This window comes from Streptomyces sp. NBC_00057, assembly GCF_045041165.1.
Taxonomy (GTDB): Bacteria; Actinomycetota; Actinomycetes; order Streptomycetales; family Streptomycetaceae; genus Streptomyces.
This window is the reverse complement of the sequence record NZ_CP108256.1, coordinates 6,802,176-6,817,433: the sequence shown is the minus strand read 5'-3', so window position 1 is coordinate 6,817,433 and position 15,258 is coordinate 6,802,176. Positions and strand designations below refer to the sequence as shown.

11 protein-coding genes are annotated in these 15,258 nt (G+C 68.4%); 8 read left to right on the top strand and 3 right to left on the bottom strand.

The window, feature by feature from the left end; translation table 11 throughout:
* Positions 1-30: 30 nt before the first annotated feature.
* Positions 31-168 carry an SPW_0924 family protein gene (locus OG953_RS32080; RefSeq protein ID WP_107451335.1) on the bottom strand — a complete coding sequence of 46 codons (138 nt, stop codon included), beginning with the start codon at positions 166-168 and terminating at the stop codon, positions 31-33.
* Between the two features lie 146 nt (positions 169-314).
* A complete protein-coding gene (locus OG953_RS32075; RefSeq protein WP_405688723.1) occupies positions 315-1,988 on the bottom strand; it encodes a lytic transglycosylase domain-containing protein in 1,674 nt (557 codons plus the stop codon).
* Positions 1,989-2,174: 186 nt separating this feature from the next.
* Between OG953_RS32075 and OG953_RS32070 the strand changes: the two genes are divergently transcribed.
* A complete protein-coding gene (locus OG953_RS32070) occupies positions 2,175-3,014 on the top strand; it encodes a DUF4184 family protein (RefSeq protein ID WP_405688722.1) in 840 nt (279 codons plus the stop codon).
* A gap of 51 nt (positions 3,015-3,065) precedes the next feature.
* Here OG953_RS32070 and polA read toward each other — a convergent pair whose 3' ends face one another.
* Positions 3,066-5,777, bottom strand: coding sequence for a DNA polymerase I (gene polA / locus OG953_RS32065; protein ID WP_405688721.1), 2,712 nt, complete (start codon positions 5,775-5,777; stop codon positions 3,066-3,068).
* 158 nt (positions 5,778-5,935) lie between these two features.
* On the opposite strand from polA, the gene OG953_RS32060 reads away from it, so the two are divergent.
* From OG953_RS32060 to OG953_RS32030, 7 genes are all read left to right on the top strand, one after another.
* Complete coding sequence (locus OG953_RS32060; protein ID WP_405688720.1) at positions 5,936-8,242, top strand: FdhF/YdeP family oxidoreductase; 2,307 nt, start codon at positions 5,936-5,938, stop codon at positions 8,240-8,242.
* A 101-nt stretch (positions 8,243-8,343) separates the two neighbouring features.
* On the top strand, positions 8,344-8,814 hold the full coding sequence (locus tag OG953_RS32055) for a PaaI family thioesterase (RefSeq protein ID WP_405688719.1): 471 nt from the start codon (positions 8,344-8,346) through the stop codon (positions 8,812-8,814).
* A gap of 668 nt (positions 8,815-9,482) precedes the next feature.
* Positions 9,483-10,694 (top strand): branched-chain amino acid ABC transporter substrate-binding protein, encoded by a 1,212-nt coding sequence (locus OG953_RS32050; RefSeq protein ID WP_405692180.1) that lies wholly within the window; start codon positions 9,483-9,485, stop codon positions 10,692-10,694.
* A gap of 104 nt (positions 10,695-10,798) precedes the next feature.
* Positions 10,799-11,728, top strand: coding sequence for a branched-chain amino acid ABC transporter permease (locus tag OG953_RS32045; protein WP_405688718.1), 930 nt, complete (start codon positions 10,799-10,801; stop codon positions 11,726-11,728).
* A gap of 5 nt (positions 11,729-11,733) precedes the next feature.
* Complete coding sequence (locus tag OG953_RS32040) at positions 11,734-13,596, top strand: branched-chain amino acid ABC transporter permease (protein ID WP_405688717.1); 1,863 nt, start codon at positions 11,734-11,736, stop codon at positions 13,594-13,596.
* Positions 13,597-13,601: 5 nt separating this feature from the next.
* Positions 13,602-14,513, top strand: a complete 912-nt coding sequence (locus tag OG953_RS32035) for an ABC transporter ATP-binding protein (RefSeq protein WP_405692179.1) — start codon at positions 13,602-13,604, stop codon at positions 14,511-14,513.
* Positions 14,510-15,226 (top strand): ABC transporter ATP-binding protein, encoded by a 717-nt coding sequence (locus OG953_RS32030; protein ID WP_382898625.1) that lies wholly within the window; start codon positions 14,510-14,512, stop codon positions 15,224-15,226. Before OG953_RS32035 ends, OG953_RS32030 begins: the two co-directional genes overlap by 4 nt.
* Positions 15,227-15,258: the final 32 nt, after the last annotated feature.

Below are 15,258 nucleotides of genomic sequence, written 5' to 3'. Positions count from 1 at the left end.
TCCCTCAGCTTCTGTTGCTTCTTCCGGTGGCTAGTTCTTGGGGCCCGGGACGGTGGTCAGCAGGGGTTTGGGCGAGGTCTCTCCGGGCGGGGCGCCGATCGTGGTGATGGTGAAGACGAGCGCGAGAGCTGCGGCCAGTCCGATGGCGGCGGCGACGAGGGCACGCATGCCGGTCCTCCCGGAGAGCACGGATCTGATGGATCGTCAGGGCTGGGGCACCGTAGCAATGCGGGCGCGAGATGAGAACACGTAGAACAGCCCCTCTGCCGGGTGGTGGCGGAGGGGCTGTCGTGAGTGACGTGCGGCCGGGCGGGTCAGGCTGCGGGGGTCTCCGGGGCCTCGACCTTGAGCTCGATGACGACCGTGGCGCCGCCCTCGGTGGTGAGGCGCAGCTTGTACGTGCCCGCGGAGTCGTCGGCGTAGATCTTCGGGAGCTTCAGGATGCCGTCGGCGTCGGTCTCGAGGTCCGTGAGGGTACGGACCGTCTTGCCGTCCGCGTCCTTGAAGTACGGGCCCTTGTCGTTCTCCACCGGCGCCGCGGCGTCGGTGATCATGGTTGCGGTGACAGCGACACCGGCGGCGACCGCGCCCTTGTAGGTGGCCTTGACCTCGACGGCGTCTGCGAACTCGGCGCCGGGCGCGGCGGTCAGCGCCTTCTCGTCGGTCCTGGCGATCGCGTCGGCCTGCCGGGCGGTGACGGTCGCGGTGTAGATGACGGCGGGCAGCGAGCGGCCGGTGGCGACGGCCCGCACCGTGAACTTCCCCGTCGTCTCGCCCGCCTGCAGAACGGGCGCGGTGACCGTGCCGTCGGCTCCGGTGAGAAGAGTGACCGCGTTCTTCCCGCCGGCGAAGGCGGCGTCCGTGTCACCGGCGATCGTGAAGGTCACGGACGCCTTGGCGAGCGAACCGCCGAGCTTGTTCGTGGCCCGCACCTTGATCCGCTCGGCGAACGCGTCGCCCGCAGTCGCGGTGAGCGTGCCGGTGCCGGCGTTCTCCACACCTGCAATGGTCTGGGACGGCGGGGGCGTGGGCGGGGTGGGCTTCGGACTGGTCGGAGTGGAGCCGCCCGGCTTCGGCGGCTTCGGCTTCGAGCTCGGAGGCGGGGTCGGGGACGGCGAGGCGCCGGGGGTACCGGGGGTGCCGGGGTTCGGGCTCGGGTCCGTACCGCCGCCGAGGCCGGGCGGGACCACGCCGGTGCCGTCGGGGATCTCGTGGGTGCCGCGCCTGTAGTAGTCGAACCAGGAGCGGACCGTACGGAGATAGGCGTCCGAATGGTTGTAGCTCAGGACCGCCCGGTCGAGATCCGTGGCTATGGACAGATCGCGGGAGCCGGCGCAGAGATAGCGTCCGGCGGCGAGCGCCGCGTCGTAGATGTTGTTGGGGTCCTTGCGGCCGTCTCCGTTGCCGTCCTGGCCCCAGGTCGCCCAGGTGGACGGGATGAACTGCATCGGGCCGACGGCGCGGTCGTGCGTCGAGTCCCCGTCGTACGCCCCGTTGTCGGTGTCCTTGATCATGGCGAAGCCCCGGCCGTCGAGGACCGGGCCGAGGATCGGGGAGAACGTGGTTCCGTTCGCGTCGACCCTGCCGCCGCGGGCCTGGCCGGACTCGACCTTGCCGATCGCGGCGAGCAGTTGCCACGGCAGTCGACAGGCGGCGTCGCTGCCGGCGACGGTCTGTTCGGCCTTCTTGTACGCGGCCAGGATCGAAGCCGGTATGCCGGATTCCGCACTGCCGGTGATGGGCAGATCGGTGGCGGTTCCCGGCTTGTTGGGCGTGTTCAGCGGCGGCAGGTCCGTGTAGTACGGCGAGTTGCCGGTGGCCGCGGTGTCGTCGGGCGAAGGTGTCGTTCCGGCGGACTGCTGATCGCCGCTCCCGGTGGCCAGCGTTGCGCCGGGGGCCCCTGAGGCGGAGAGCGCCGCCACGGCGACTGCGGCCACAGCGGTCGTGGTCGCCCCCTTGTAAAGTCGGCGACCGAATTGCGCTGCCATACCTCTGGCCCCTCCCCTTCGACGACTGTCCGCGCTCCCCAGCGCCAGGACTCAGGCGACCCTACGGCAACTCGTGCCGCCGGAACACCGTGCACTGACCGGTTCTCACCTGTTTTTCACGTTCCGGACAGCAAGTTGTACGGAGGTCGTCGGGCAGGCGACTGCGGCTCACGCATACTTGCCGCCATGCCGTTCACACTCAGTCATGCCGCGGCCGTGCTGCCGGGGATGCGGCGGAACGGAACGGCACGCGGGCCGCTCCTCGCCTCTGCCCTCGTCGCGGGTTCGTTCGCCCCCGACATGACGTACTACGCGGACACCGCGATCCCGGGAGCCATGGAATTCGGGCGGGTCACCCACTCGGTGTGGGGCGTGTTCACGGTCGATGTGCTGATCACCTCGGCCGTGGTGGCGCTGTGGCTGCTGCTGCGCGAACCGTCGGTGGCGCTGCTGCCGAGGGCCTGGCAGGGACGGGTGCATGCGTTCGTGCGGGGGCAGCGGCGCGGATCCGACCGGGGGGCGTGGGGTGTCCGGGACGGTGGGTGGTTCGTACTGTCGGCGGTCATCGGGTCCGCCACTCATGTCGTCTGGGACGCCTTCACCCATCACGACCGGTGGGGTGTGCGGTTGGTGCCGGTGCTCGACGGGAACGTCGGCGGGCTTCCCGTGTTCCAGTTGGTGCAGTACGGCAGTTCGGCGGTGGCACTGGCCGTGCTCGCCTGGTTCACGGCTTCGGGGCTGCGGCGGACCGGGGCGCGCCCGGTCCCGCCGTCCGTGCCGGCGCTGGGCCTTCGGGGGCGGTGGTCGGCGGGGACGCTGCTGAGCGTCTGCGTCGTGCTCGGCGTCGTGCACCGGTGCGCGCGCTGGTATGCGTACTTCGGGCACATCGACACCCCGCTGGACATCATCCCGACCGCCTGCTTCGGCGCCGGGGCGGGACTGGCGGCGGGCCTGGTGCTGTACGGGGCGTGGATGCGGCTGCGGCGGTCGCGCGCTTCCGTGCCCTCGGTCGCCGGACGGGCCTGATTCCTCTGGGAGTGTCTGAACAAACCCCCGGGCCCGTCCGGCGCCGCCGCGTCAGTGCGCTGCGGACTCCCAGTCCGTACCGACACCCACCGATACATCCAGCGGGGCTCGCAACTGCACGGCCGTGGACATCTCGTGGCGGAGGATCTCCTCCACCTGTGCCCGCTCGCCCTCGGCGATCTCCAGGACGATTTCGTCGTGGACCTGGAGCAGCATCCGGGACTTCAGCTTCGCCTCGGTCAGCGCCCGGTCGACCTGGAGCATGGCGACCTTGACGATGTCCGCAGCCGTGCCCTGAATCGGTGCGTTGAGAGCCATGCGCTCGGCCATCTCGCGGCGCTGACGGTTGTCGCTGTTGAGATCGGGGAGGTAGCGGCGGCGGCCGAAGACCGTCTCCGTGTAGCCGGTGGCCCTGGCCTCCTCCACCACGCGGTGCAGATAGTCACGCACTCCGCCGAACCGCTCGAAGTAGGTGTCCATCAGGCCGCGCGCCTCGCCCGCCTCGATGTTCAGCTGCTGGGAGAGGCCGAACGCGGAGAGCCCGTACGCGAGTCCGTAACTCATGGCCTTGATCTTGCGGCGCATCTCCGGGTCGACGGCCGACTTGTCGACGCCGAAGACCTGCGAGGCGACCGTCGTGTGCAGGTCCTCGCCGGAGGTGAACGCCTCGATCAGGCCCGCGTCCTCGGAGAGGTGGGCCATCACGCGCAGTTCGATCTGGCTGTAGTCGGCCGTCATCAGCGTTTCGAAGCCCTCACCGACGACGAAGCCCCGGCGGATGGCCCGGCCCTCGTCCGTACGGACCGGGATGTTCTGCAGGTTGGGGTCGGTGGAGGAGAGCCGGCCGGTCGCCGCCACCGTCTGGTTGAACGTGGTGTGGATACGGCCGTCCGCCGCGATCGTCTTGATCAGGCCCTCGACGGTGACCCGCAGCTTCGCCTGCTCGCGGTGGCGCAGCATGATGACCGGCAGCTCGTGCTCGGTCTGTGCGGCGAGCCAGGCCAGGGCGTCGGCGTCCGTCGTGTACCCGGTCTTCGTCTTCTTCGTCTTGGGCAGGCCCAGCTCGCCGAAGAGGACTTCCTGGAGCTGCTTGGGCGAACCGAGGTTGAACTCTCGGCCGACCGCGGCGTGCGCCTCCTTCACCGCCTGCTGCACCGCACCGGCGAACTGCTGCTCCATGCCTTCCAGATGGGCCCGGTCGGCGGCGATGCCGTGCCGCTCCAGACGGGCAAGCAGAGCGGACGTCGGCAGCTCCATGCCGTGCAGCAGCTCGGTCGCGCCGACCTCTGCCAGCCGGGTGGTGAACGCATCGCCCAGATCCAGGACCGCGCGGGCCTGCGCCATCAGGGCGTCGGCCTCGGCCCGGTCGTCCGCGCCGAAGGCCAGCTGGCCGTCGGACACCGCCGCGGGGGCCAGCTCCCGGCCCAGATACTCCACCGCCAGCGCGTCCAGCGCGAAGGAGCGACGGCCGGGCTTGACCAGATAGGCGGCCAGTGCGGTGTCCATCGTCACGCCGTCGACCTGCCAGCCGTGCTCCGGGAAGACCCGCATGGCGCTCTTCGCGTTGTGCATGACCTTCGGCCGCCGCGCGTCGGCGATCCAGGCGGCGAACGCCTGCTCATCGCCCTCGTCGAGCTCTGCGGGGTCGAACCAGGCCGCCGCCCCGTCGGCCGCGGCGAGCGCGATCTCGGTGACCGTGCCGCTGCCCACCGCCCAGGTGTCGACGGTGGCGACGCCGAGCGGCTGCCCGCCGTGCTCGGCGAGCCAGGGCGCCAGCTCGGCCGCGCCCAGCACCGCACCGTCCAGCTCGATGCCCGCGGCGGGCGCCGGGGCCTCGTCCTCGGCCGCGCCCGGGTCGACGGCCAGCAGCCGCTCACGCAGGCTCGGGTTACGGATCTCCAGGACGTCCAGCACGCCCGTCACCGCGGTGCGGTCGTACGGTGCGCGCTCCAGGTCCTGCGGGGTCTTCGGCAGCTCCACGTCGCGGACCATCTCGGTCAGCCTGCGATTGAGCCGCACCGCGTCCAGGTGGTCCCGGAAATTCTGCCCGGCCTTGCCCTTGACCTCCTCGGCGCGCTCAACCAGCTCGTCGAACGAACCGAACTGGTTGATCCACTTCGCGGCGGTCTTCTCACCCACACCGGGAATGCCCGGAAGGTTGTCCGACGGGTCACCGCGCAGCGCCGCGAAGTCCGGGTACTGCTGCGGCGTGAGCCCGTACTTCTCCTCGACCTTGGCCGGGGTGAAGCGCGTCAGCTCCGAGACGCCCTTCGTCGGGTACAGCACGGTGACGTTGTCCGTGATCAGCTGGAACGAATCCCGGTCACCGGTGACGATCAGCACCTCGAAGCCGGCCGCCTCGGCCTGCGTGGCCAGCGTGGCGATGACGTCGTCCGCCTCGAAGCCGTCGACCGCGAAACGGTCGGCATGCATCGCGTCGAGCAGCTCGCCGATCAGCTCGACCTGGCCCCTGAACTCGTCCGGGGTCTTCGAGCGGTTCGCCTTGTACTCGGGGAACTCCTCCGAGCGCCAGGTCTTGCGGGAGACGTCGAACGCCACCGCGAAATGCGTCGGCGCCTCGTCACGCAGCGTGTTCGCCAGCATCGACGCGAAACCGTACACCGCGTTCGTCGGCTGCCCCGACCCTGTCGTGAAATTCTCCGCAGGCAGCGCAAAGAACGCCCGGTACGCCAGGGAGTGCCCGTCCATCAGGAGCAGGCGCGGTCGATTGTCTGCCGTCTTCTTCGATGCCGTCTCAGCCACGCCCCCGATCCTGCCACGGACCACTGACAATCCCGACCGGGCAGGGCACGCCGGACGCTCTGTCGGTGCCTCGTGACAGGATCGAGCAAGGAACACGTACCGCATCACCGCGTACAGCGCACCGCGCAGGTACGCAGTTGCTCAAAGGGGAGCGCGAAATGGCCACGAAGCCGCCCACAGGTGACCCGGTCCAGGATGCGCCGCGGGTCGAGCCGGCGCAGTACGCCGCCGCCGGACTGCCGGCCGTCGCGCACAGCCTGCTCATCGCCCAGCAGCAGATGGGCGTGCGGCGCACCGCGCAGACCCTCCTCAAGGTCAACCAGAAGAACGGCTTCGACTGCCCCGGCTGCGCCTGGCCCGAGGGCGACAAGCGGCACACGGCGGAGTTCTGCGAAAACGGCGCCAAGGCCGTCGCCGAGGAGGCGACGCTGCGCCGTGTCACCCCCGACTTCTTCGCCGCGCACCCGGTCGCCGATCTCGCCTCGCGCAGCGGGTACTGGCTGGGCCAGCAGGGGCGGATCACCCAGCCGATGTACCTCCCCGAAGGCGCCGAGCGGTACGAGGCGGTGACCTGGGAGCGGGCCTTCGGCATCATCGCCGAGGAGCTGGGCGCGCTCGCCTCCCCCGACGAGGCCCTCTTCTACACCTCGGGGCGCACCAGCAACGAGGCGGCGTTCCTGCTCCAGCTGTTCGCCCGCGAGTTCGGCACCAACAACCTCCCCGACTGCTCCAACATGTGCCACGAGTCCTCCGGCTCGGCACTGACGGAGACCATCGGCATCGGCAAGGGCAGCGTCTCGCTGGAGGACCTCCACCAGGCGGACCTGATCATCGTCGCCGGGCAGAATCCCGGCACGAACCATCCCCGGATGCTCTCCGCCCTGGAGAAGGCCAAATCCGCGGGCGCGAAGATCATTTCGGTGAATCCGCTGCCCGAGGCCGGCCTGGAGCGGTTCAAGAACCCGCAGACCCCGCTCGGCATGATCAAGGGCGCCGCACTCAACGATCTCTTCCTGCAGATCCGTATCGGCGGCGACCAGGCCCTCTTCCGGCTCCTCAACAAGATGATCCTTCAGACCGAGAGCGCCGTCGACGAAGCCTTCGTACGGGACCACACCCATGGTTACGAGGAGTTCGTGGCCGCGGCCCGCGAAGCCGACTGGGAACAGACCCTCACCGCCACCGGCCTCGACCGCGGCGACATCGAAAAGGCCCTCGCGATGGTCCTCGCCTCGAAGCGCACCATCGTGTGCTGGGCCATGGGCCTCACCCAGCACAAGCACTCCGTGCCGACCATCCGCGAAGTCGTCAACTTCCTTCTGCTGCGCGGCAACATCGGCCGTCCCGGCGCCGGAGTCTGTCCCGTCCGCGGCCACTCCAACGTCCAGGGCGACCGCACCATGGGCATCTTCGAACGTCCCGCACCCGAATTCCTCGACGCGCTCGACAAGGAATTCTCGATCACCTCACCACGCCACCACGGCTACGACGTCGTCCGCTCCATCCAGGCCCTGCGCGACGGCGACGCCAAGGTCTTCTTCGCCATGGGCGGCAACTTCGTCGCGGCCACCCCCGACACAGAGGTCACCGAGGCAGCGATGCGCCGCGCCCGCCTCACCGTCCATGTCTCCACCAAGCTCAACCGCTCGCACGCCGTGACCGGCACCCGCGCACTGATCCTGCCGACGCTGGGCCGTACCGACAAGGACGTCCAGGCGAGCGGCAAGCAGTTCGTCACGGTCGAGGACTCCATGAGCATGGTCCACGCCTCGCGCGGCAACCTCACCCCGGCGAGCCCGCATCTGCTGTCCGAGCCCGCCATCGTCGCCCGCCTCGCCCGCGCCGTCCTCGGCCCCGGATCGGCCACCCCCTGGGAGGAGTTCGAGAAGGACTACGCGACGATCCGCGACCGCATCTCCCGCGTCGTCCCCGGCTTCGAGAACTTCAACGCCCGCGTCGCACACCCCGGCGGTTTCACCCTCCCGCACGCCCCGCGCGACGAGCGCCGCTTCCCCACCGCAACCGGCAGGGCCAACTTCACCGCCGCACCCGTCGAGTACCCCGAACTCCCCGAAGGCAGGCTGCTGCTGCAGACCCTGCGCTCGCACGACCAGTACAACACCACCATCTACGGCCTCGACGACCGCTACCGCGGCATCAAAGGCGGCCGCCGCATCGTCCTGGTCAACCCCGACGACGCCCGCACCCTCGGCCTGGCCGACGGCGCGTACACCGACCTCGTCAGCGAATGGAAGGACGGGGTGGAGCGCCGCGCCCCCGGCTTCCGCATCGTGCACTACCCGACCGCCCGGGGCTGCGCCGCCGCCTACTACCCGGAGACCAACGTGCTGGTCCCCCTCGGCTCCACCGCCGACACCAGCAACACCCCCGCCAGCAAGTCCGTCGTCGTGCGCTTCGAGAACATCCAGGGGCAGAAAGCCCAGGGGCGGACCGCCGAGAGGTAATCCGTACCACAACCCACTAAGCGTTCGCTCAGTCGTCTGATAAGAACGATGCACACAGCAATAAAGCTATGAACCACCGCAGACGATCGGAGCCGGACCCCATGGGCGAGCACACCACACCCAAGTTCCCCCAGGAGATCATCGACGAGTACGCCGCACTCGGCATCGACCTGCCCGCGCTCTTCTCCGCCGGCCACCTCGGCGAACGGATGGGCGTCACGATCGTCGAAGCCTCCGCGGACCGCGTCGTCGGCACCATGCCCGTCGAGGGCAACACCCAGCCGTACGGGCTGCTCCACGGCGGCGCCTCCGCCGTCCTCGCCGAGACCCTCGGCTCGGTCGGCTCCATGCTCCACGGCGGCACCACCAAGCTCGCTGTCGGTGTCGACCTGAACTGCACCCATCACCGAGGGGTACGGAGCGGACTCGTCACGGGCGTCGCCACCCCCGTACACCGCGGCCGCTCCACCGCCACGTACGAGATCGTCATCACCGACGAGCACGACAAGCGGGTCTGCACCGCCCGCCTCACCTGCATGCTCCGCGACGCACCGCAGGCCAGCGCCGCCTGACCGACCGAAACACACCGCGCGACACCCCTACACCACTGCCCGGCCGGACCGCATTCCGGCCGGGCAGCGTTATTCCCGCCCACAACCACCCACGCACAAAGCGTTGTTGAGCAATCGAACCGGCCAACGCCCTTGACCGTGCGGCTGGTTGTATGGCCAACTCAGCACCCCGGCCACACCTGGCACACACCCCGCGCACACAACACCGCGTCGACCACATCACCCCCGATGTAACACTGCGTAACAAGCGTGCAATGCGCAAACGCCTCCGCGCAGCACTCCGAGCCCGGCCCCTCAGGCGCCGGGCGGCTCGTCGTGCCCTCATAACGCCCTCTTCGCCCCTCGACGCGCGACAGCAGCAAGATCGCTCAAGCCCCTTAGCAGAGCTGCGCGTTCTCACGATGCGGTCATTTCATCGACCGGCAAAAAGCCGTACATGTCCGCACAGCCACCTCAAGCCTTGCTCAAGGGCATAACAAGACAGTCACATCCTGCGGCGGACCCATCCCGGACCCCCACACCTGCGCCTAGAGTCACCGCCAGTCACCGCGCCGCCGGGCGCGTCTGCAGCACGGCCCTGTACCAACCAGTACGGCCCGGCGAACGACACGGCACCTCAAGCAGAGGAGGCCGCGCCAGGGAAAGGACCTTTCGTGCGACACCGTTCTTTGCTCATCCTCACCACAGTGCTCACCACAGGAGCACTGACACTCACCGCCTGCGGGTCGCGCGACGACAGCAACAAGAGCAGCAGCGGCGACACCCAGACCGTCGTCATCGGCGTCGACGCGCCCATCACCGGCGACCTGTCCGCCCTCGGCCTCGGCATCAAGAACTCCGCGGAGCTCGCCGTCAAGACGGCCAACAAGGAAAAGACCGTCCCCGGCATCACGTTCGAGGTCAAGCCGCTCGACGACCAGGCACAGCCCTCCGTCGGCCAGCAGAACGCCCAGAAGTTCATCGACGACGACACCGTCCTCGGCGTCGTCGGCCCGCTGAACTCCGGCGTCTCCCAGTCGATGCAGAAGCCGCTCAACGACGCCAGCCTCACCCAGGTCTCCCCCGCCAACACGGGCACCGAACTCACCCAGGGCGAGAACTGGAAGACCGGCGACAAGAAGCGCCCCTACAAGACCTACTTCCGCACCGCCACCACGGACCAGATCCAGGGCGCCTTCGCAGCGAAGTACCTCTTCAACAACGCGAAGATCAAGCAGGTCTACCTCATCGACGACCAGAAGCCCTACGGCGCCGGTCTCGCCGCCTCCTTCAAGAACACCTTCACCACCCTCGGCGGCAAGATCGTCGGCACCGACCACGTCAACCCCGACGACCGCGACTTCAACGCCGTCGTCACCAAGGTCAAGAAGTCCGGCGCCAAGGCCGTCTACTACGGCGGCGAGTACCCCGCCGGCGCGCCCCTGAGCCAGCAGCTCAAGGACAGCGTCCAGATCCCCCTCATGGGCGGCGACGGCATGTACAGCGCCGACTTCATCAAGCTCAACAAGAAGGCCCAGGGCGACATCGCCACCTCCGTCGGCAAGCCCGTCGAGGAACTCGACTCCGCCAAGAAGTTCATCGCGGACTACAAGACGGCCGGATACAAGGACGCCTACGAGGCATACGGCGGCGGCACCTACGACGCCACCTGGGCAATCATCGAGGCCGTCAAGCTCGCCGTCGCCGAGAACAACGGCAAGCTCCCCGACAACGACGCCCGCTTCAAGGTCCTCGACGCCATGAGCAAGGTCAAGTTCGACGGCGTCACCGGCCCCGTCTCCTTCGACGAGTACGGCGACACCACCAACACCATGATGACCGCCTACCAGGTCGACGGCGGCAAGTGGACCTCCAAGCTCAGCGAGGTCTACAAGCCCTGACCCGTGCCCTCCCGGACACGCACTGACTGACACCAGACCGCGCGGGAGCGCTACCAGCGCTCCCGCGCGGTGCCATATCCGAACCACTCCACGGAGGCCCTGCGGTGAACGAACTGCCGCAACAGCTGGCCAATGGACTCATCCTCGGCGCGATGTACGGTCTCATCGCGATCGGCTACACGATGGTCTACGGAATCATCCAGCTCATCAACTTCGCCCACGGCGAGATCTTCATGATCGGAGGCTTCGGAGCTCTCACCGTGTACCTCTGGATGCCGGCCGGTGTCTCCCTCCTCGCAATCATCCCACTCATGATCATCGGCGGCGTCGTATGCTCCGTCGCCGTCAGCACAGCCGCCGAACGCTTCGCCTACCGGCCCCTGCGCAACGCCCCCCGACTGGCCCCGCTGATCACCGCGATCGGACTCTCCCTCGCACTCCAGCAGGCCATCTGGAAGTGGTACCCCGACGCAAAGAAGGACCGCTCCTTCCCCCAGTTCAAGGGCGAAGCGATCGACATCTTCGGCGCCCACATCCAGCGCGGTGACCTCTTCGTCCTCATCACGGCACCCATCTGCATGCTCGCCCTCGGGCTCTTCGTCTCCAAGACCCGCTCCGGCCGCGGCATGCAAGCCACCAGCCAGGACCCCGACACCGCAAAGCTCATGGGCATCAACACCGACCGCATCATCGTCATGGCCTTCGCCATCGGTGCCGCGTTCGCCGCCGTCGCCGCCGTCGCCTACGGGCTCAAGAACGGCCAGATCGGCTTCAAAATGGGCTTCATCATGGGCCTCAAGGCCTTCACCGCAGCCGTACTCGGCGGCATCGGCAACATCTACGGCGCCATGCTCGGCGGCGTCGTACTCGGCATCGCCGAATCCCTCGCCACCGGCTACATGAGCAACGTCCCCGGCATGGAACTCTTCGGCGGCGGCGCCTGGAAGGACGTATGGGCCTTCGTCCTCCTCATCATCGTCCTGCTGCTCCGCCCCCAGGGCCTGCTCGGCGAACGCGTCGCGGATCGGGCGTGATACGGATGACCACCGACAACAACACCGAGATCACACCGGTCCTCCCCCTGCCCCAGGCAGCAGCCCGAGCGATCACCGCGATCGGCGCCGCGCTCACCATCGCCTCCACGTTCCTCGCATGGACCTGGACCTCCGAATTCCCCGGCGACCTCACCGTCACCGGCTACCCGGGCGGTCTCCAAGTCCTCACCCTCATCAGCGCAATCATCACCCTGGTCTTCGCCATCGCCTGCTACGGCATCCGAGGCCTCGGCTGGCTGAACCCCCTGAGCAGCAACAACGCCACGTTCTTCCTGGCCCTCGGCACACTGGCCACCACCTGGTTCACCGTCATCGCCATCGCGGTGGACCTCGGCGGCCTCGCCAACCTGGAACCCGGCGGATACGTCGCCGCGGCGGCCACCCTCATCGCCGTACTCGGCGCCCTGGGCCTGCCGCTGGACCGCAAGACCCGGGCGTCCCTCCCGAAGATCCGGGCGAAGCTGCCGCTCCTGATCCTCCTCGGCGTGATCGTCGGCCTGGGCTCGGTCGCACTGCTCGTCTGGCTCTACCGCAGCATCAGGCTCGGCAAGGTCGACCGCACCCTGCCCCGCGCCAAAGCCCTCCCCGAGTGGGCCGAGATCCTCATCATCGTCGTGTCGTTCGGCATCGGCCTCCAGGTCTTCGCCTACGGCATCGACACCGACTACACCGAACTCTTCATCGGCTTCCTCATCACCGTCGGCTTCGGCTTCGCCGCACTCCACCGGGCCGGACTCGTCTCCCGGCTCACCGCGCTGACCACGAAGCACCGCAACATCACCCTCGCCGCCGCCCTCGTCGCCGCCGTGTGCTTCCCGTTCACACAGCAGAAGGAGGAATACGCGCTCATCGGCGCCAACATCCTCATCTTCGGCACCGTGGCACTCGGCCTCAACGTCGTCGTCGGCCTCGCCGGCCTCCTCGACCTCGGCTACGTCGCCTTCCTCGGCGTCGGCGCCTACGCCGCCGCCCTGGTCTCCGGCTCCACCATGTCGGCCATCGGCGTCGAATTCCCCTTCTGGGCCGCCGTCCTCACCGGCGCCGGAGCCTCGCTCGTCTTCGGCGTACTCATCGGCGCCCCGACCCTGCGACTACGAGGCGACTACCTGGCCATCGTCACCCTCGGCTTCGGTGAAATCTTCCGCCTCACCGTGAACAACCTCAACGGCAACAGCGGACCCGACCTCACCAACGGCTCCCAGGGCATCCCGAGCATCCCCGACCTCAACTTCTTCGGATTCGACTTCGGGCTCAAGCACGACATCCTCGGCTTCACCCTCGGCAGGTCCGCCAACTACTACCTGCTGATGCTCGTCTTCACCGCCGTCGTCGTCCTCGTCTTCCGCCGCTCCGGAGAATCCCGCATCGGCCGCGCCTGGGTCGCCATCCGCGAGGACGAGACCGCAGCCACCGCCATGGGCATCAACGCCTTCCGCCTCAAGCTGCTGGCCTTCGCCCTCGGCGCCACCCTCGCCGGCCTCGCCGGCACCGTCCAGGCACACGTCAACTACACCGTGACACCCGAGCAGTACCAGTTCGCCGGCTCCGTACCGCCCAACTCCGCATTCCTCCTCGCCGCCGTCATCCTCGGCGGCATGGGAACCCTCAGCGGACCCCTCGTCGGCGCCGCACTGCTCTACCTCATCCCGGCCAAACTGCAGTTCATGCAGGACTACCAGCTCTTCCTCTTCGGCATCGCACTCATCCTCCTGATGCGTCTGCGCCCCGAAGGCCTGGTCGCCGACCGCAGGAAGCAGCTCGAATTCCACGAGACCGACCAGCTCGACGTACCGGAGCCACGGCAGTCCGCAGAGACCGGCGCCGGCATCGCCAAGGCGGGGGCGTGACCACCATGACCACCACCACGAAAACCGCCACCACCGTCCTCGACGCGAGCGGCGTCACCATGCGCTTCGGCGGCCTCACCGCCGTACGCAACGTCGACCTCACCGTCAACGCGGGCGAGATCGTCGGCCTCATCGGCCCCAACGGCGCCGGCAAGACCACCTTCTTCAACTGCCTCACCGGCCTCTACGTCCCCACCGAGGGCAAGGTCAGCTACAAGGGCACCGTCCTGCCGCCCAAGCCCCACCTCGTCACCCAGGCAGGCATCGCCCGCACCTTCCAGAACATCCGGCTCTTCGCCAACATGACCGTCCTGGAGAACGTCCTCGTCGGACGCCACACCAGGACCAAGGAAGGCCTCTGGTCCGCCCTCCTGCGCCTCCCCGGCTTCACCAGGGCCGAACACGCCAGCCGCGAACGAGCCATGGAACTCCTGGAGTTCATCGGCCTCCAGGACAAGGCCGACCACCTCGCGCGCAACCTCCCCTACGGAGACCAGCGCAAGCTGGAAATCGCCCGCGCACTGGCCAGCGACCCCGGACTCCTGCTCCTCGACGAGCCCACCGCCGGCATGAACCCGCAGGAAACCCGCGTCACCGAAGAACTCATCTTCGCCATCCGTGACCAGGGCATCGCCGTCCTCGTCATCGAGCACGACATGCGGTTCATCTTCAACCTCTGCGACCGCGTCGCCGTCCTCGTCCAGGGCGAGAAACTCGTCGAAGGCACCTCCGACGTCGTCCAGAGCGACGAACGGGTCGTCGCCGCCTACCTCGGCACCCCCTTCGAAGGCGCCCCCGGCGCCGAAGAAGTCGCCGAGGTCGAAGCCGCCGAAGCAGGCGCCACCAAGACAGCCGACAGCACCGGCACCGCCGACGCCACCGACACCACCAGCACCGAGGAGGAGGACACCCGATGACCGCACTGCTAGAGGTCGAGGACCTCCGCGTCGCCTACGGCAAGATCGAAGCCGTCAAGGGCATCTCCTTCACCGTCGAAGCCGGCCAGGTCGTCACCCTCATCGGCACCAACGGCGCGGGCAAGACCACCACCCTGCGCACCCTCTCCGGGCTCCTCAAGCCCGTCGGCGGCAGCATCCTCTTCGACGGCAAACCACTCAACAACATCCCGGCCCACAAGATCGTCTCCCTGGGCCTCGCCCACTCCCCCGAGGGACGCCACATCTTCCCCCGGCTGACGATCACCGAGAACCTCCAGCTCGGCGCCTACCTCCGCAACGACAAGGCAGGCATCGAAAAGGACATCCAGCGCGCCTACGACCTCTTCCCCATCCTCGGGGAACGCCGCAAGCAGGCCGCCGGAACCCTCTCGGGCGGCGAACAGCAGATGCTCGCCATGGGCCGCGCCCTCATGTGCCAGCCCAAGCTCCTGATGCTCGACGAACCCTCCATGGGCCTCTCCCCGATCATGATGCAGAAGATCATGGAGACCATCGTCGAACTCAAGGCACAGGGCACCACCATCCTGCTCGTCGAGCAGAACGCCCAGGCCGCACTCTCCCTCGCCGACCACGGCCACGTCATGGAGGTCGGCAAGATCGTCCTCTCCGGCACCGGCGCGGACCTCCTCCACGACGAGTCCGTCCGCAAGGCCTACCTCGGCGAGGACTGAACCCCGCCCGACCATACGAGCAAGGCCCGCAC